General features: G+C 33.1%; 16 protein-coding genes. 2 read left to right on the top strand and 14 right to left on the bottom strand.

The window, feature by feature from the left end; translation table 11 throughout:
• Positions 1-16: 16 nt before the first annotated feature.
• From murC to IEU88_RS03545, 6 genes are all read right to left on the bottom strand, one after another.
• Entirely contained in the window at positions 17-1,330 is a 1,314-nt protein-coding gene (murC, locus tag IEU88_RS03570) for a UDP-N-acetylmuramate--L-alanine ligase (protein WP_103373272.1), read from the bottom strand.
• A gap of 23 nt (positions 1,331-1,353) precedes the next feature.
• A complete protein-coding gene (locus tag IEU88_RS03565) occupies positions 1,354-5,055 on the bottom strand; it encodes a DNA translocase FtsK (protein ID WP_103373271.1) in 3,702 nt (1,233 codons plus the stop codon).
• Between the two features lie 17 nt (positions 5,056-5,072).
• Positions 5,073-5,672: a YtpR family tRNA-binding protein gene (gene ytpR / locus IEU88_RS03560; RefSeq protein WP_096809132.1), complete on the bottom strand. Its 600-nt coding sequence runs from the start codon at positions 5,670-5,672 to the stop codon at positions 5,073-5,075.
• Between the two features lie 13 nt (positions 5,673-5,685).
• Positions 5,686-6,549 carry a DUF1444 domain-containing protein gene (locus IEU88_RS03555; protein WP_096809129.1) on the bottom strand — a complete coding sequence of 288 codons (864 nt, stop codon included), beginning with the start codon at positions 6,547-6,549 and terminating at the stop codon, positions 5,686-5,688.
• A gap of 128 nt (positions 6,550-6,677) precedes the next feature.
• Positions 6,678-6,986 (bottom strand): thioredoxin family protein, encoded by a 309-nt coding sequence (locus IEU88_RS03550; protein WP_103373270.1) that lies wholly within the window; start codon positions 6,984-6,986, stop codon positions 6,678-6,680.
• A gap of 17 nt (positions 6,987-7,003) precedes the next feature.
• Positions 7,004-8,080, bottom strand: a complete 1,077-nt coding sequence (locus IEU88_RS03545) for a M42 family metallopeptidase (protein WP_096809125.1) — start codon at positions 8,078-8,080, stop codon at positions 7,004-7,006.
• A gap of 82 nt (positions 8,081-8,162) precedes the next feature.
• On the opposite strand from IEU88_RS03545, the gene IEU88_RS03540 reads away from it, so the two are divergent.
• Positions 8,163-8,480: a hypothetical protein gene (locus IEU88_RS03540; RefSeq protein WP_096809123.1), complete on the top strand. Its 318-nt coding sequence runs from the start codon at positions 8,163-8,165 to the stop codon at positions 8,478-8,480.
• Between the two features lie 175 nt (positions 8,481-8,655).
• Here the strand turns inward: IEU88_RS03540 and IEU88_RS03535 are convergent, their stop codons facing one another.
• The 8 genes from IEU88_RS03535 to IEU88_RS03500 all read right to left on the bottom strand — a co-directional run bounded on the left by IEU88_RS03535 (position 8,656) and on the right by IEU88_RS03500 (position 17,339).
• A complete protein-coding gene (locus IEU88_RS03535) occupies positions 8,656-9,483 on the bottom strand; it encodes a YtnP family quorum-quenching lactonase (RefSeq protein WP_174221768.1) in 828 nt (275 codons plus the stop codon).
• Between the two features lie 644 nt (positions 9,484-10,127).
• A complete protein-coding gene (gene trmB, locus IEU88_RS03530; protein WP_103373269.1) occupies positions 10,128-10,769 on the bottom strand; it encodes a tRNA (guanosine(46)-N7)-methyltransferase TrmB in 642 nt (213 codons plus the stop codon).
• A gap of 12 nt (positions 10,770-10,781) precedes the next feature.
• On the bottom strand, positions 10,782-11,573 hold the full coding sequence (locus tag IEU88_RS03525) for a phosphotransferase family protein (RefSeq protein WP_096809118.1): 792 nt from the start codon (positions 11,571-11,573) through the stop codon (positions 10,782-10,784).
• 454 nt (positions 11,574-12,027) lie between these two features.
• Complete coding sequence (gene dat, locus IEU88_RS03520) at positions 12,028-12,873, bottom strand: D-amino-acid transaminase (RefSeq protein WP_103373268.1); 846 nt, start codon at positions 12,871-12,873, stop codon at positions 12,028-12,030.
• A 2-nt stretch (positions 12,874-12,875) separates the two neighbouring features.
• Positions 12,876-14,285, bottom strand: a complete 1,410-nt coding sequence (pepV, locus tag IEU88_RS03515; RefSeq protein ID WP_103373267.1) for a dipeptidase PepV — start codon at positions 14,283-14,285, stop codon at positions 12,876-12,878.
• Positions 14,286-14,589: 304 nt separating this feature from the next.
• Entirely contained in the window at positions 14,590-14,991 is a 402-nt protein-coding gene (locus IEU88_RS03510) for a YtxH domain-containing protein (RefSeq protein WP_096809112.1), read from the bottom strand.
• A gap of 12 nt (positions 14,992-15,003) precedes the next feature.
• Positions 15,004-15,705 carry a pseudouridine synthase gene (locus IEU88_RS03505; RefSeq protein ID WP_096809110.1) on the bottom strand — a complete coding sequence of 234 codons (702 nt, stop codon included), beginning with the start codon at positions 15,703-15,705 and terminating at the stop codon, positions 15,004-15,006.
• Entirely contained in the window at positions 15,702-17,339 is a 1,638-nt protein-coding gene (locus IEU88_RS03500; RefSeq protein WP_096809107.1) for a putative polysaccharide biosynthesis protein, read from the bottom strand. The genes IEU88_RS03505 and IEU88_RS03500 overlap by 4 nt, the downstream gene beginning before the upstream one ends.
• Before the next feature lie 129 nt (positions 17,340-17,468).
• Between IEU88_RS03500 and IEU88_RS03495 the strand changes: the two genes are divergently transcribed.
• Positions 17,469-18,728, top strand: coding sequence for a BaiN/RdsA family NAD(P)/FAD-dependent oxidoreductase (locus IEU88_RS03495; protein ID WP_103373556.1), 1,260 nt, complete (start codon positions 17,469-17,471; stop codon positions 18,726-18,728).
• Positions 18,729-18,823 lie beyond the last annotated feature (95 nt).

Raw genomic sequence — 18,823 nt, 5'->3', positions numbered from 1 at the left:
TTTTAACATAAACATATTAAAATGAGGTAGTTACACCAATATTTTCCATGTATGCACGCTGGATTTTTTGAATATCGCCCGCACCCATAAATAAAATAACTGCATTACTATAATCTTCTAAAACATTTACAGTGCTTTCATCAATAAGCGTGGCGCCTTCAATCCTTTTAACTAAGTCTTGAATCGTTAACTCCCCATTATTTTCTCTTATTGAACCAAAAATTTCACATAAAAATGTTTTATCAGCAAGACTTAAACACGCTGCAAATTCCTCTAAAAAGGCTTGCGTTCGACTAAAAGTATGCGGTTGGAAAACAGCTATAACTTCCTTGGTAGGATATTTTTTTCGTGCTGTTTCAATTGTAGCACTAATTTCTCTCGGATGGTGTGCATAATCATCAACTAATACTTGTTGGCCAACTTTGGTTTCGTTAAATCTGCGTTTAACACCGCCGAAGGTTTCTAGTGCTTCTTTAATGTTAGCAACATTTAAGCCTTCCAAATAACTGATCGCTATTACAGCTAACGCATTTAAAATATTGTGATCACCAAATTGCGGTGATAAAAAAGAATCATAATACACTTTATCGATATAGACATCAAATTGTGTGCCTTTTTCACTGAATTGTATATTATCTGCATAAATATCGTCATTTTCAGAAAAACCGTAATAATAAATAGGTACATCTGCTTTTAATTTGCGCAGATGCGTATCATCACCCCAAGCAATAATCGCTTTTTTTACATTGCGTGCCATTTCTTGAAAAGCATTGAATACGTCATCAACATCTTTAAAATAATCCGGATGATCAAAATCAATATTAGTCATTATTGCATAGTCTGGATGATAACTTAAAAAGTGTCTACGGTATTCACATGCTTCAAAAGCAAAGTAATCACTCGCCGGTATACCTAAGCCTGTACCATCACCAATTAAGAATGAGGTTTTTTTGTCTCCATTCATAACATGTGATAACAGCCCAGTAGTAGAAGTTTTGCCATGCGCACCTGTAACTGCAACTGAAGTGTATTGATTGATAACATGTCCTAAAAAATCATGGTAACGAATAACTTTTAAATTTAAATCATGCGCTCTTATTACCTCTTCGTGTGTATCAGGAAAGGCGTTACCTTGAACAATGACCATATCTTCTTTTATATTATCTGCATCAAATGGTAAAATTTCTATACCTTTGTTTTTTAATGCTATTTCTGTAAAAACATAATTTTTTATATCTGATCCTTGTACTTTATGACCAAGATCATGCATAATTTGTGCTAATGAACTCATACCGGCGCCTTTAATGCCGACAAAATGAAAATGTGTCATTGTAACACTCCTTTATCTCTATATTAATTCTCATTCAAATCAGACTCTGTGATGTATACATCTCTAGGTTTTGAACCATTTGCTCCTGAAACATAACCTAATTGTTCTAGTTGATCCACAATTCTAGCGGCTCGATTGTATCCTATTTGGAAATGTCTTTGTATTAATGAAGTAGAAATATGACCTTCTTGTAACATAAATCGACAAACATCCTCGAATAAATCGTCTTGCGGTTGGCTTTCTACTTTTTTCAATAATTCTTTTTCTTCAAAAAGATAATCAGGGTCTCGCTGTTGTTTAATAAAATCAACGACCTCATCAATTTCTTCATCAGATACAAACGTTCCCTGCACACGTATAGGTTTGTTCATACCGCTGCCTAAATAAAGCATATCGCCATAACCTAGCAAACGTTCTGCTCCCCCACTATCTAGAATGGTACGAGAATCTACGCTTGAAGAAACCATAAAAGCAATACGTGTTGGTATATTCGCTTTGATTAAGCCAGTAATTACATTTACAGAAGGTCTTTGCGTAGCCACAAGCATATGAATACCACATGCACGTGCTTTTTGAGCAATACGCGCAATGGATTGTTCTACTTCTTGTGGTGCCATCATCATTAAATCTGCTAGTTCATCAATAACGATTACTATTTTGGGCATTCTATCTTCATAATTCGCTTTTTTATTAAAAGCAGTAATATTTCTCACATGGTATTTAGCAAATACTTTGTAACGACGTTCCATTTCTTCTACTGCCCATTTTAAACTTTGAGTAGCAGCTTTAACATCAGTAATCACAGGCGACACTAAATGAGGCAACCCATTATATGGCGCCAATTCTACCATCTTAGGATCAATGAGTAATAATCTTAACTCTTCAGGATGATTTTTATACAACAATGACATTAAAATACTGTTAATAGATACTGACTTACCAGAACCCGTTGCGCCTGCAATTAATGCATGAGGTGTTTTAGCTATATCCATAACGAGTGGTTCATTATTAATTCGAAGCCCCATAGCAACTGTTAATTTAGATTCTGCATTTTTAAATGTAGTGTCTTCTATAATGGAACGTAAATTAACAGGTGTAGATGATTGGTTTGGCACTTCAATGCCTACTAAACTTGTACCTGGGATAGGCGCTTCAATACGTATATCTTTGGCTGCTAACGCCATTTTGATATCATCCTGTAAATTGGTAATTCTAGAAACTTTTACTCCTTTTTCTACAGATAATTCAAAACGCGTTACACTTGGTCCTTCTGTAACTGTTTGAACTTCAGCTGGCACGTTAAAGTAATAAAAAGCTTCATTTAATTCATGTTTCTTTTCTTCAATCCATTGGTTATCTTTTTCATGCGCCTTAGGTTCTTCAAGTAAGTCAATACTTGGAAGGTTGATATTTGGACCTTTTCTTATCGCTGTCTTAGTCCCCTGGTAGGTATCTACGTCATCGTCAACTTGATTTACAGACTGTGTATCATCTGTCGTTGATTTATTTTGTGATAACGCTTCTTGGTTATCTGAATTTTGAGATTGCGTAGCACTTTGGCTTGAGTTTGAGTATGCTGTGTCTCTTTTTTGTTGAGCATCATCTTTGATTTGATGTATTTGACCATCAGATGATATCGCTTGTGCATCTGAAATTGTTGATTCATTGTTATCATAAAAATGTGCTTCGGCATTTTGATCTGAGTATATATTATCTTCTTGTTGTTTAGGTGAAGACAATGATTTATCTGTATTAGACGGTACCTTTATATTCGTATTGTCTTCTGATTGGTATTTGTTGTCTTCACTAAGGCTCATACTTGAGTAATTTGTATGGCGCTTTTTCTTAGCGTCGAGCATACGCTTTTTATCTGATGGTGTCATAACAACATTAAACGGTTTGCTGCCTTTTGTTATGGCTGATTTTTTCCTTTGTTGACTTGATTTTTCACTAGAACTTAAGGCATGCACAGATTCAGTTACTTGAGCATCATCCGCTTCATTTTGGCTACTGTTCGTCGTTTGTATATCATTATCTTTTGTAGACGGTGCTTTGATATCCTGATCTGACAGATTATACTCCTCTGAATTAAATTGACTTGAATCTTGTGTGCTTTCTGAATATGATCCATCAGTTAGAGATGTACTATTTTGATTATCGTCAGTGTCACGCGCTGTACTTGTTGAAAAGGGATCATCTGAAAATTCATTTTGCGTCTGTGGCATTTTTTCAACGTCTTCATTTTGCTTACTATCCACATCAGTTGTACTTTGTGACATATCTTTTTGAGCTTCAGATAATTCTCTGTATCTTGCATCTGAAATTGCTACATTTTCATCAACTTCAGTTAAATTTGAAGCGTTTTGTTGCACATGGCTTTCTGCTTCAGAAGATGTGTTTTGTTGTTCATTTTCTGAACCAGCTTCATCTTGGCTTACATCCATTGCAGTTATTTCTGGTTCATCTGATAAATTAACTGTAGGATTGGCCGTTTCATCTAAAGACTCATACACTTGGTTATTGTCTATATTATGTACAGAACTCACGTTATCTAAATCAATTTCTTGGTAGTTAAATTCTGAAGCGTTATTTTGATCATTATGGCTACTATTTTCAGTCAAATTAGCACTAGAGATATCCTCAGAATCATCCACATCCGAGATATCATTTGATTGTTCTTCGTCTAACGAACTTTCGCCAATATAATGTTTGGCTTGTTGTGCATACATTTCATCAATTGCTTTTTGAATTGTATCTTCATCATTTTGTTGATTTTCTTGACGTTTTTGTTGTAAAGCTTTCTTGAATTGACGTTTTTGAAGTACTTTTCTTTCACGCTCTCTACGAATTTCTTCTACAATTTGAGACGCATAAATGTTTTCTATATTGATTGTATTATTTTTTTGAGGTTGCGTCGTTGATTCTGTAGTGTCTTCATACTGGTCTGACGTGTTCTGTAGTAACGGTTCGTTTTCTATTGAAGATAGTTGCTCATCATCAACTTGATATAGCTGGTCGTCATCATTTTGTTGTTGGGCTTCATTATATTGTGATTCAAGGCTTGATGTTTTATCTTCTTGAACATCTTTGTCATTGTTAAATATTTCATTGTCTTCTTCGCTGTTTTTGGGTTTGATTACCCCGTTATCTAGAGGGTGGGGCTTTTGAGTACCAAAAATAGCAGAAGGAACTTCACTCGCTTTAAAATCACTTTTATGATAATGCGGCGTAGAGTGTTCATGTTTTTTTGAAGATTTTCCATTCACGCCTAAAACGTCCGTTTGGATTCTTGTTCTCTTGCCATTATGTTGTCTCTTATCTCTTCTTGTTTCACTGTTTGTTTCATCGTACGTTTCATCATGTGTCGTTGATTGCTCAGAAGCTTCTGGCTGCTTCATCTCATCTGAAGTTGTTTCATTATACATATGTCTACGTCTTCGTTGTTTTTGGTTAGATGATGATGTATGGTTAGACATATTTTCAGTATCTTTAGCTTCTTTTTCAGACGATACTTCATGAGCACTATCAGATCTATTTTCTTCTTCTATAACATGCATCGGAAATCTGAATTTCCCTTTCGGTCTCTCATAAACATCGTTGTTTTGAGGAAGTAATGTGTCTTTATGTTCTTGTTGCATATTCTTTTGACGTCGTTGGTTTCTTTTATTTAGATAATCTTTATTAGGATCATTTTCGTCTCCAAATAATTTGTCGAACCAGCTCATTCGGACATTACCTCCTTTTATTCTTCAAAAAATGCTTGTCCTACTTTATAATCATCAGACAAGACCATAATACCTTTTTCTTGTGGTGCGTTTGGCAAATTCAATTCTTTCATAGAGCAAATCATACCACTTGAAGCAACGCCACGAAGTTCTGCATCTTTGATTACCATGCCATTTGGCATTACTGCACCAACTTTTGCGACTACAACCTTTTGTCCCGCTTCAACGTTAGGCGCGCCACACACAATTTGTAATTTTTCTGTAGCTACGTCTACATTTAATACACTTAACTTATCAGCATTAGGATGCTTTTCTTTGTTTGCCACATAACCTACAACCAATTTTGGTGATAAATCTGTCTCTAATTCAAATGAAAACCCTGCATTTTTAATAGCTTGCTGTAGTTCATTAATTAATGTTTCATTTAATTGAACATGGCCATTTCCAGATATACTAGATACATTTGAAGCGTCAAATATATTATATCCAACAACTTGATTACCTTGATGAATTTCTACTACGTTTCCTTTTGTTTCATACGTAAATTCACCAGTTGTGGGTTCAATTTGTAAAAAAGCTACATCTCCCACAGATTCTTTATTATAAAATAAATTCATTTATACTGACTCCTTATTTCTTATCTTTATTCTCATATTTTTTTCTAGTCGCCTCTAACCTTTGTATTACGTTAGGATTTCTTTTTTGTTTATTGTTTTTACCTAATATAAATATAGGTTCAAAATGTCCTTTGTCATAAGCTAGAGAAAGTGAAGTAATTGGCACTAAACCTTTCGTGAAAAATTCCATGGTTAAATGAGCCATAACATCATAACCTGTTTTATTACGAATATCAGCTATGATTAACACATCCTGGTGTGGTACTGCTACTAGCATTTCACCTTCACATTGAGTTTGAATTTCATTTAAAAAAGTAGTATTTAGAATTCTACTTGCATCATAACCATCATTTGAATTAATAAAATAGAAAATATTTCCTTTAACTTCATCCGTTTTATAATTATTTTCAAGCTTTCTAACGTTAAATAACGCCATTTCTTTCACTTGTTGTTTAGTGAGATTCAATTTATCTAACATAGTTTCATCTAATAGTCGGTAAGATTTACCTAAGTCCACTGCATAGTAAATATTAGTTTCTGCAGTATGTTTATCAATAACAAATGCATTTCCAGATTTGTCTTTTTTATCAAAACTCGGTGATCTGAGCACAGGCATTATCTCAATATGATCTGAATCGGATAAAGCCTCCCCTTTCATTTGTTCGATAGCTTCTTCAACGTAATAAACGATTTCGTCTACTATATTTTCTTTTTGCTCTTTATATTTAGCTACGATAGTTGAAATTTTAACAGTTACACCTTTACCATTATCATTTCTAGAAACTCGTAGCGTCTCTTCATCACGATTAAAACTAAACTTAACGTCTAGATGTTTCAATCTATCTTTTAATTTATCTCTCATTTGAAAGACATTCATCGTTAACACTCCTATTTACGTGTCTTAATACAGTTTACAATAAATATACCCTTAGGAACAGAAAAAATGTAAGTTCTAAGGGTATATTTTTTAGAGTACACTTTAATCAATATGATTTGATTTATCTTTTATAAAGAAGCTAAAAAATCATCTATCTGTTCAATTGATTTACGTTCTTTTCCAATATAGCTACCAATTTGTTTATTATCTTTATATACTAGAAAACTTGGAATGCCCATAATATCATGATTAATACAAATATCTATAAATTTATCTCTATCTACAGATACAAATTTGTAATTCGTATATTTTGCTTCCAGTTGTGGGAGATCTGGTTCAATCACTTTACAGTCGGGACACCAGTCTGCAGTAAATAAAAACACAGTTTGTTCTTTTTTTAATTCTTCAAATTGTTGTTCATTTTCTAATTGTTCCATTAAATCACTCCTAAATATTAATTATATTGTAGCGTATCGATTATTTTATCATTTAAGTTTTTAATTGATTGGAATAACAGTCTCCGCGCTGCATCATAATCACGGTAATCAAACACTGCGTTCGTACTGTGAATATAGCGTGCACAAACACCGATAACTGCAGTTGGAATACCAATATTTGCTTTGTGTATTTCTCCGCCATCAGTACCGCCAGGAGACATATAATATTGGTTTGGAATATCAAATTTTTTTGTTAAATCTATAAGGTAATCTCTAAATGTCGGTTTGAGTATCATCGTGCCGTCTTTGATACGGATTAAAGTACCTTTACCTAGTTCTCCTGAAAGATGCTGTTTTCCTTTCATATCATTTGCTGGAGAACAATCAACTACAAATGCAATATCTGGATCTATTAATTCGGCGGAAGCTTTTGCTCCTCTTAATCCAACTTCTTCCTGTACATTCGCTCCAACAAATAAATCAAAATCTAATTCTACATCTTTCAATAATTCTAATAACTCTAAACCAATTAAACAACCATAACGATTATCCCAGGCCTTGCTTACAAATCTATGTTCAGATAATTGCGTAAATGGTGTTTCAGGAACAATGGTATCCCCTATTTGAATACCTCGATTTATTACATCTGTTTCACTTTCACAACCGATATCTAATAATAAGTCTTCTATCGTCGGCGCACCTTCATTACCCGTTCTAAAGTGCTTTGGAATATTTGCAACGATGCCAACGATTTCTTCATTGGTACGTGATTTCACTTTTAATCTTTGTCCTTGCCATATGTCAGTAGCAACGCCACCTAAGTTTGTGAATTGCAATAGTCCGTTATCTGTAATATGAGTTATCATAAAACCAACTTCATCCATATGAGCAGCAACCATTACTTTTTTAGGTTCTTTAGCTTTGGATCGCTTCACTCCATAAAAACCGCCCATACGATTATAAACAAATTCATCTACGTACGGTGCCATTTCATTTTTTAAATACGTTTTCACATCATCTTCAAAGCCAGGTGCGCCATGTAATTCTGTTAAATTTTTCATTCTTGATAATGTTTGATTTTTGTCTATACTCAATGTCTCTCACTCCTTAATATTTATTATATCATCTTCATTGTGGTAAACTATAAATATGACTTTATTGGGGGTAGATTGTAATATGTTAAATAAAAAAAGTTGGTTCTTCATCACAATTATTTCATTAGCAGTTATTGTTGGATCAATTTATTTTTATAAACGTCAAAAGCAAATACAACATCAAAATCCAGAGAAAATTGTTTCTGAAGTAAAAACATATTTTATGAATGTTGTCGGTTCTTACATATTAAACGAAACGATTATGTATAAAAACGCTAACGACCAATTAGAAGCTTTTCAAGGTGGTGTCACTACACTTCACAATGGCAAACGCATTTATTACGATTTTTACGCAAATGCTAAAACAGGAGAAGTCCTCGACATCATAGAGTGTAAATGATTGAAGGTTAAAGTTATGAACATCTTACGTACCCGATAGCAAACAACTATTAACTATCGCAGTACAATAATGATATGAAACAAAATATATCGCTGCTCAAGTCATTCATAAAGCAAAACCAATGCTTTAAAACAGATATAGTTTCATTTCAAATGTTCTAAACTTTAACCTTATTTTAATTTCTAGTAATATATTGTGCTATTTCATTAGATTCAGTTTGATTAAATTTCACAGCGAAATAATTTACATCATGATAATATAAGAACCAATAATCCTCTAAGATGAATCTAGGTATTATCCGTTCCTTTTCTCTAATAGACTGCATTGGATAATCATCATAAGCAGTTACCCATAATGGATTTTTGTGTGCAATAGTTGGGAAAATATCTCCCATATGCACTGCCTTTTCTCCTTTGCTTTCAATAGTAATAATAGAATGACCATAACTATGGCCTCCAGTATGATAAATATGAATGCCACTTACTACTTCTAATTGATTTTCAAATAAAATTAATTTCTTCGTGAAATCTCCATTATTTTTCTTCCAATAAGTGGATTTACTACGTATATTAGGGCTATTAAACTCGTGCCACTCATCTTGTTGTATGACATGAATGGCGTTTTCAAAAACAGCATGCCCTTCATTATCAGTTAAACCTGAAGCATGGTCAAAATGTAAATGTGTCATCAGTACATAATCAATATCTTGTGTTTCTAAATTAAATGATTTTAAATCTTCTTCAATTTGGCTTTCATAATTTACACCAAATATCTTGCGTTCTTTGTCAGTAAGCTTTTCCTTACCAATCCCTGTATCAATAATAATATTAAATTCTTCCGTTTGAATTAAAATTGGGTGTGTTGGTAAAGGAATACGGTTATCCTCGCTGATTTCATATTTTTTTGTCCATAAAACTTTAGGTACAACGCCGAACATTGCGCCCCCATCAATATTTGTAATCCCACCATTAAGGTAATGCATTTTAAAATTGCCTAATTTCAAGATTATCCCTCGTTTCTTTGTTTAAATACTGTTTATTAATATAGTAATATAATACAACTCCCTCGTAAAATAATGAAAATTGTAAATCCACACATACAGATGAATATCGTACATACCTACAAATGAACTCAGATACAAATACTCTAAGTTAATTCTTGGACTTGACGTAGATCGTTGTCACATGACTATGCTATCAATACGTTTTAAAACGTACGCTAATGAACTATTGCTTCAAAATCGCTACTTTTTAGAAAACTATTTTTTAAAAGTCAGTTCTTAAAGCACTACTGCTAAAGCGTTACTTTTTAATTTATTAAATTAGACTTGAGTCATAACGTATATAATCCTCTTAACAGTATTAGTGCTTATGCAAATGTTTTAGTGCTTGTATTCCATTTAAACCTCAATAACACTTATGTAAGGAAGCCTGACGCTTACATCCCTTGCTTTAGTTTATCTTATAAAAAAAAGAAACCCAAATTGGGTTTCTGGTTGTCTATAAAGCGCTACTTTCCCATTTATGAAAATAGTAGCCTTAAAAAAATAAAATAATGAAATCTTATAAAAAATTTCCATCTTTATTTCATCTTAGTATTATATTATACACTGGCGATTAACTACATAAAGTGATTTACAAAAACAATTTAATTATTGTGAAATTTAGCTTCCATTCTATAAATCCTTGAGCCTTTATCTGAAAATTTACGCTCATATTCTGTTTCAATATTATTTTCTTTTTCTTCTTGGTGTAAATTTAAATTTATTTTAGTGAAATACATTCCGAATTGGGACATACTTTCTAAACTATAAGCAAATAAACCTCTATTATCCGTTTTAAAATGGATTTCTCCATCTTTTTTTAGCACTTGTTGATATAACGCTAAAAATGTATGGTAAGTCAATCTACGCTTCGTATGCCTTCTTTTTGGCCAAGGGTCTGAGAAATTTAAATAAATACGAGAGATTTCTTCATCTTTAAAGTATTCATTTAATTCAATCGCATCATTACAAATCAATTTAATATTGGTTAGATTTTGCTCTCTCACTTTATCTAACACTTTGACCATAACGTTCTTTTCCCGTTCCATAGAAATAAAATTAATTTCTGGTCTTTGCGCAGCAAGCGTTGTAATAAATTGACCCATGCCAGAACCAATTTCTATATATATCGGTTGATCTTTATCAAACCATTCACTTATATGTCCTGCATGGCTACCATCCGTATCTACAATATTAGGATGCGACTTTAAATAATCTTCAGCCCACGGCTTGTAACGCACTCTCATCTTGATAACTCCTTATATAAATACATTGTTATTCATTACTTCGTTTAAGAACTTCAACCACATATTCATATCTTTATAGCGTTTTTGTTCTTCGTACCACTGTACCATTCCAATTGACTGAACAACAGTATACCATTTCATTCTCTTTTGTAAGTCTATAGAATCTTTCGTACCATAATCTCTCAACCATTGAGGCCATTTATTTTCAGGAACGTAATTGTATAGCAGCATACCTAAATCAATAGCTGGATCCGCAATCATTGCACCTTCCCAATCAACTAAAAATAATTCATCATGATCAGATAACAACCAGTTGTTATGGTTAACATCTCCGTGAACAACCGTAAAGAACCTAGGATCAAGACAAGGCATATGATCTTCTAAATATGTCAATGCTTTACGAATAACATGATGCGTTAACACTTCTCTAGATAATGAGGCGTTAATTTTATTTAATAAAATATCAGGTGTAATAGGATTCATTTCCATACGTTTCAACATATTCAAAAGTGTTTTTGAACTATGTATTTTTTTTAGCAAATTAGCGACACGTTGTTCATACATTTCATCGAAAGTTAGCTCTCTGCCGTTTTTCCAATGTTGTGCTGTTACAACTTCCCCTGTTTCTATACGTTTCGTCCACACGAGCTTTGGTACAATACCTTCAGCAGACAAAGCAGCAATAAATGGATTAGAATTTCGTTTTAAAAACAATTTCTGTCCATCTTGCTCTGCCATATAAGCTTCGCCAGATGCGCCACCTGCTGAATCAAGTGTCCATCCTAATTGATAAAACTGCTCCAACACGTTCACCTCACTTTCAATTAGAAAATGGCTCCAGAAAACAAATTTCGAGAGCCAAATATAGTCATTTTCTAACACAATTATAAACTTAAATCATATATGATAGCCTCACGTGTTATGACCATCATTTTGTCCCATAGATTTAAGTTTGTATATTTAAATATTAAATACTGTATTGAGATTTTTATAACTTTATCATCATATCATAAATCTACCCGAAACAGCATGAAATTTTTAAAATTCCTTTGCTTTTTTTCATGAAATTTTATACACCAATTTCAAGTCTCATAAAAGATTTTATAATGTTTAGACGTTTATTTCAACCAATAATGAGAAACAAAAAGTCACATTTTACTACGAACATTTTCAGGAATTTTATTAATCGGCTCAGTAAGCATTATAACATAATTTAGTTTCAATAGATGTTACATTTTATTTCCTTTTTTGGAAAATATTAACTATCTGCATCAATGTATCTGTTAAATCCTTCTTGTAATGATTTAGTTATTGGGCCGACTTTTCCCTCACCTACGAATTCACCATCTAATTTAATTACAGGCATTACTTCAATTGAAGTACTTGATACGATAATTTCATCCGCATTTCTTAAAAAATCCACAGTGAAAGTGCCTTCATTAAATGGAATGCCTTTGGCTTCTGCAATATCTTTAATTACCATTCGCGTAATGCCATTTAATATATAGTTATTTACAGGATGCGTGTATATTTCCCCACCTTTAATTGCATATACATTACTCGATGACCCTTCAGTAACGATATCGCCACGATGCTGGATAGCTTCTTGAGCATTATATTTAACGGCGCTTTCTTTAGCTAGCACATTACCCAATAAATTCAAGCTTTTAATATCACATCTCAACCAACGAATATCTTCTATTGTTATAGCATTAATGCCTTCTTCTAATAGTTTATATGGACGTTCATATGTTTTTGTAAATGCCATTACATTGGCTTCTACTGATGGCGTCGGAAACGCATGATCTCTTGGGGCAGCACCACGCGTAACTTGAATGTACACACCACCGTTAACTACGCCGTTAGCTGCTAATAATTCTTGTACTAATTCTGTAAGTTCATCTACGTTGTATTTCAAATCTAAACCAATCTCTTTAGCACTTCTTAACAGTCTTTCAAAATGTGGTTTTGCAGTAAAAATATTATTATTATAAGTTCTGATATATTCATATATACCGTCGCCGAAAACATAGCCTCTGTCGTTGTAAGGGACTCTTGCGTCTTGTTCATCTACTAAATGTTCGTTAATCAATACTTTAGTCATAATTATTCCTCCACGCACAATGTATATAAAGCTTCTAAATAAATACTCGTTGCATCAAACAATTGTTTTTTCGTAATATATTCATTTTTTTGGTGCATTAAATCTTCTGAATCGTTAAACATTGCACCAAATGCAACACCTTTATCAAGATTACGTGCGTAAGTTCCGCCACCAATAGTGTATGGTTCTGTTGGATCACCTGTTTGGTTACGGTATGCTTTCACTAATGTTTGTACAAATGGATCATTTTTATCTACATAGTGAGGTGTTTGATTCTTACCTAATTCAATAGAAAAACCGTTTTTTTCGATTTCACCTTTAAATCGAGTCATTGCTTCTTCAAATTCAAAACCATGAGGGTATCTTAAATTAATACCAAATCTGCCTCCATTTTGGTTATCGTAAGAAATAATACCAATATTAGTTGTAACATCACCCATCACATCAGTATGGAATTTCATCCCCATTTTTTCGCCAAAGTGAGAATTAAATAGATATTGTTCGCTAAATTGAGTAAAGTTGGCAGCTGTTTTATCTAAACCAAGCTTAGATAAGAAGTTCAATAAGTGCAATCCTGCGTTCACACCAATAGACGGATCCATACCATGCACTGCTTTACCATAGGTTTTAAGGACTAACACACCACTATCAACGACGCTTTCACCATCTACTTGATTTTCAGATAAATATTGTTCGAAATTTTGAATAACGTCTGTCATATTTTCTTTAACCGCTAATTTAGCATTTGCTTCATCAGGAACCATGTTGTAACGTTGCCCAGAAGTAAATGAAATTAATTCATATTCAGGCTCATCTTTATCTTCTGCTTTTTCATTTTGTACTACATCGAAAGTGCTAATACCTTTTTCCCCGTGGATAGCTGGGAATTCCGCATCAGGGGCAAAACCTAATGTAGGCATTTCTTCCGTTTTGAAATAGCGATCTGTACATTGCCAATCTGATTCTTCATCCGTACCTATGATGATATGTATACGCTTTTTCCAGTTTACTTTCATATCATTTAATATTTTGACTGCATAATAAGCAGCAATGGTAGGCCCCTTATCATCAAGCGTACCTCTCGCGATAACTTTATCCTCAGTTACAACCGGTTCGAATGGATTAGAATCCCAACCATCGCCAGCTGGCACCACGTCTACGTGACATAAAATACCCATAACATCTTCGCCTTTTCCGGATTCTATACGACCCGCAATATGGTCTACGTCATGTGTATTAAATCCATCACGCTCAGCAATTTGGTACATATAATCTAATGCTTTCCGCGGTCCTGGTCCGACTGGATTATCAGACGAAGCTTTGTTATCATCTCTTACACTCTCAATAGATAATAAACCTTTCAAATCTTCTATAATATGTTCTTCGTATGCTTTAACTTTATCTTTCCACATTTAGAATCAACTTCCTTCTCATTACTTATATATTTAATATTTTACATGAAGTAGTATAGAAACTACAGTGAGATGTAACTTATATTTAAAATTTTTAACTGTAATCATTATTGAAAAACAGTTAAATACCACTATATGAATGGTTTTATACTCTGTATTAAGATTAAAAAACCTGAGACATAAAAATGTCCCAGGCTTATATAATCATTTATGAAGATAGTATTTCTAACCTTTGCGGGGTAACGCCACCATTTTAGAAATATGTGGGTCTATCCGTAGCTTAATCTACACATTTTATAAACAATTATTTATTTTTATTATTTTTAAGTTCTTCTTCTGTAACTACACGCAAATTGTTTGAAGGATCTGCTGCACCTTCATCCGTAAATCTAGCTTCTTCTACGTGTTCTTCTTCTTTTTCATTAACACCTTTAAAACGGTCTTTTTGTTCATTTATAAACCCTTTCGGATCTTGTTTCACTCTTGACGCATAACCTTTCGGGTCTTGTTTCACTTCGTTATAAGTTTCCCCGGCTTTTGAACTTATTTGGCTAGCGATATCTTTAGCGTTTTGTTTATATGATTCAGGATTTGACTTGTATTTGCTATACTCATCTTTCAATTTATCTCTATTTTCTTTTTTAGAAAGCACAACTGCAGCAGCTGCTCCTCCGACACCTATAATTGCTTTTAGTAATTTTGACATAATAACACCTCTTTATAAATTTAATCCTAATTGTTTAAAATCTTGTTGCGTTAGATGACGATATTCACCTGGACCCAATGATTCATCAAGTTTTAACTCACCAATGCTCACACGTTTCAATGCAAGCACTTCGTTATCTATAGCATGAAACATGCGCTTAACTTGATGATACCTTCCTTCATAAATTGTGACAAATGATTTGTATGGTTCATCACTTTTCACTAAAGTTGCAGGCATCGCCAATCCCTCATTCAATTCAATACCCATTTTGAATGAATTTATATCATTATTTGTAATATTTTTTTCAGAAATAACTTCGTACGTTTTAGAAACATGCTTTGTAGGGCTCATAAGTTCATGATTAAATGCACCATCATTAGTGATTAATAATAATCCTTCTGTATCTTTATCGAGACGACCTACTGGGAAAATTTCTAAAAACTGATAAGATTTCACTAATTCTATCACTGTTTGATGTTGATTATCTGCTGTCGCAGAAATATATCCTTTGGGTTTATTCAGCATGAGATAAACTTTATCTATATATTGTATAATCTCATTATTTATTTTGATTATATCATTGTTAGGGTCAATTTGTTTTTTGGGTGATTTTTCTTTTTGTTCATTAATAAAAACGCTACCGCTTTTTAATAATTGTTTAACTTCTGTACGCGTACCCACGCCCATATTCGCTAAAAATTTATCTATTCTCATTTTATAATACCTAATTTGCGTCTAACTTTATTAGGAATCTCACCTAAAAATTGATCAGCTAATTTCGTCTTCATCGTGATACCTCCGTAAACTAACATACCAATTATAACACTGATAATTAAAATACTTAATGCACCAAATTTAGTTTCTGGTGAAATAAACATTTGTAATAAAAATGATGACAATTCGACTGCAACCATCATAATTAAACCATATAAGAATATTTTACAGAAGTGTAACCATGTCTCTGAAAAATCAAAATTTGCATATTTTTTAAGTATATAAAAGTTACATAAAACAGCAAATAGTAACGCAATCGCCGTGCTTAAAATTGCGCCAGCCGTGTGGAATGCCATAATAAGCGGCGTATTTAAAACAACCTTTAAGACAACTGCTACTAAAATAACAAATACAGTTAATTTCTGTTTATCTATACCTTGTAGCATAGATGCGGTTACGCTTAACAATCCAATCAAAATAGCCACAGGTGCATAGTAGAATAATAACTGACTACCATCTATATTATAACTATAAAACACGGTGTATAATGGTAATGCTAAAGCCATAATTCCTAAACTTGCTGGCACCGTAATGTACATCAAAACACCTAAAGATGTTCTAATTTGTCTATGCATTTCACTTAACTCGCCTGATTCATATGTTTTGGTAATGAATGGAATTAAGCTTACTGCAAAGCCAGCTGATAGTGACGTTGGAATCATCACTATTTTATTAGTTGTCATATTTAAAATTGTAAAGAAATAGTCATGTAGACGGCTAGGTACGCCTGCTAAATCTAACGCGCCATTATGTGTAAATTGATCGACTAAATTAAATAATGGAAAGTTCAAGCTAACAATAACAAATGGAATACTATATGAAATAATTTCTTTATACATCTTTCCATATGATACATTGATACCTGAAACATCCGTTGCAACCATCTTTTCAATATTAGGTTTTCTTTTTTTCCAATAATACCATAATGTGAAAATACCCGCTACGGCACCTATTGCTGCAGCAAATGTCGCAATACCATTGGCTTGTAAAACACTGCCATTAAAGACATTGAGCACTAGATAACTTCCAATTAAAATAAATAAAATACGTGCAATTTGTTCAATAACTTCCGACACTGCCGTTGGGCCCATTGATTTATAACCTTGGAACACGCCACGCCATGTCGCAAGTAATGGTATAAATATAACAACCATACTGATAATTCTAATAATCCAAGTAATGTCTTCAACTGACCAACCACCTTTAGCGCCTGATTTATTTGCTAACGTGATTGTTGCTATAGTCGGTGCTAATAAATATAAAATGAAAAATCCTATAAATCCTGTAATGGTCATAACGATAAAACTGGATTTATATAACTTTTCACTTACTTTATATGCACCTAAAGCATTATACTTAGATACATATTTAGATGCCGCTAATGGTACGCCAGCAGTCGCAACTGCAATAGCAATATTATACGGCGTATATGCATAGTTAAAAGGTGCCAATTTTTCTTCTCCACCAATAATAGCATAGAATGGAATAATATATAATACACCCAAGACTTTAGTAATCAATATACTAAGGGTGATTAAAAAGGTACCCCTAACTAATTCTTTACTTTCACTCATTCAGATCTTCCTATCTCAAATTAAATTTTTACACTCATAACTTCAATAATAACGTTATAACCACTTTTTTTCAAAACTATATTACTATAAACTATAAAATAACACTATTTAGTAAAGCGAGGCAATAAAATGTATCAAACAATCATAATCGGTGGCGGCCCTAGCGGTTTAATGGCTGCTGCTGCAGCAAGTCAAAACAGTGATAAAGTCTTGCTCATTGAAAAGAAAAAAGGGCTCGGCCGTAAATTAAAAATATCTGGTGGCGGCCGGTGTAATGTAACCAACCGCTTACCATATGAAGAAATCATTAAGAATATACCAGGAAACGGAAAATTTTTATATAGTCCTTTCTCCGTATTTGATAACGAATCTATTATTCACTTTTTCGAATCCCGGGGTGTATCTTTAAAAGAAGAAGATCATGGTCGTATGTTTCCAGTATCTAACAAAGCGCAAGATGTTGTAGATGCTTTGATCCATACAATAGAAAAAAATAATGTAACTGTAAAACAAGAAACGGTTGTACATGGTATCGAACATACACAAAAACAAACTTTTAAAATAACAACTGATAACCAAGAAACAATTGAAAGTCATAGCCTAGTGATTGCTACGGGTGGCACAAGCGTTCCAAAGACTGGGTCAACAGGAGATGGTTACAAATTCGCTAAACAGTTAGGCCATACAATTACAGAATTATTTCCAACTGAAGTGCCCATCACTTCTCCTGAACCATTTATCAAAGACAGAAGATTAAAAGGCTTAAGTTTAAAAAATGTAGCACTATCTGTATTGAAAAAAAATGAAAAAAAACGTATTACGCATCAAATGGATATGATCTTCACTCATTTTGGGGTAAGTGGCCCTGCTGCATTAAGATGCAGCCAGTTTGTATATAAAGAGCAAAAAAATCAAAAACAGCAAAATATTAAAATGCAAATAGATGTTTTTCCTGATTTGAGCCAAGCACAAGTTGAAGCTAAAATACGTAAATTGTTAAAAGATACACCCGATAAATATGTAAAAAATAGTTTACATGGTCTTATCGAAGAACGCTATTTACTGTATATGTTAGAATTAGCAAATATTTCAGAGGAATTAACTGCACACCATATTTCAAACGAACAATTCAACAAATTAGTAAATTTATTTAAAGCGTTTACCTTTACAGTTAACGGTACGCTATCAATTGAAAAAGCTTTTGTAACTGGCGGTGGCGTTTCACTAAAAGAAATTGAGCCTAAAACAATGATGTCAAAACACGTACCAGGTTTATTTATGTGCGGCGAACTACTCGATATTCATGGTTATACTGGAGGTTACAATATTACTAGTGCCTTAGTCACTGGTCATATATCAGGCACTAATGCGAGTAAGTTTCAACTTTAAACCTTTAACTACATGATTAAAAAGATAGAACAATAACCTAGTTTGTTCATCAACAAAGATCATTAAAATTATAAAATTTTATATAAGCATATTTT

The organism is Staphylococcus nepalensis (genome assembly GCF_014635045.1).
Classification (GTDB): Bacteria; Bacillota; Bacilli; order Staphylococcales; family Staphylococcaceae; genus Staphylococcus; species Staphylococcus nepalensis.
The sequence above is the reverse complement of the archived record's forward strand: the minus strand, read 5'-3'. Positions and strand labels throughout refer to the sequence as shown.

Bases quoted from the DNA above. Each gene is read 5' to 3' on its own strand.
- murC (WP_103373272.1), bottom strand. From the start codon at position 1,330: ATGACACATTTTCATTTTGTCGGCATTAAAGGCGCCGGTATGAGTTCA.
- IEU88_RS03565 (WP_103373271.1), bottom strand. From the start codon at position 5,055: ATGAGCTGGTTCGACAAATTATTTGGAGACGAAAATGATCCTAATAAA.
- ytpR (WP_096809132.1), bottom strand. From the start codon at position 5,672: ATGAATTTATTTTATAATAAAGAATCTGTGGGAGATGTAGCTTTTTTA.
- IEU88_RS03555 (WP_096809129.1), bottom strand. From the start codon at position 6,549: ATGAATGTCTTTCAAATGAGAGATAAATTAAAAGATAGATTGAAACAT.
- IEU88_RS03550 (WP_103373270.1), bottom strand. From the start codon at position 6,986: ATGGAACAATTAGAAAATGAACAACAATTTGAAGAATTAAAAAAAGAA.
- IEU88_RS03540 (WP_096809123.1), top strand. From the start codon at position 8,163: ATGTTAAATAAAAAAAGTTGGTTCTTCATCACAATTATTTCATTAGCA.
- trmB (WP_103373269.1), bottom strand. From the start codon at position 10,769: ATGAGAGTGCGTTACAAGCCGTGGGCTGAAGATTATTTAAAGTCGCAT.
- dat (WP_103373268.1), bottom strand. From the start codon at position 12,873: ATGACTAAAGTATTGATTAACGAACATTTAGTAGATGAACAAGACGCA.
- pepV (WP_103373267.1), bottom strand. From the start codon at position 14,285: ATGTGGAAAGATAAAGTTAAAGCATACGAAGAACATATTATAGAAGAT.
- IEU88_RS03510 (WP_096809112.1), bottom strand. From the start codon at position 14,991: ATGTCAAAATTACTAAAAGCAATTATAGGTGTCGGAGGAGCAGCTGCT.
- IEU88_RS03505 (WP_096809110.1), bottom strand. From the start codon at position 15,705: ATGAGAATAGATAAATTTTTAGCGAATATGGGCGTGGGTACGCGTACA.
- IEU88_RS03500 (WP_096809107.1), bottom strand. From the start codon at position 17,339: ATGAGTGAAAGTAAAGAATTAGTTAGGGGTACCTTTTTAATCACCCTT.
- IEU88_RS03495 (WP_103373556.1), top strand. From the start codon at position 17,469: ATGTATCAAACAATCATAATCGGTGGCGGCCCTAGCGGTTTAATGGCT.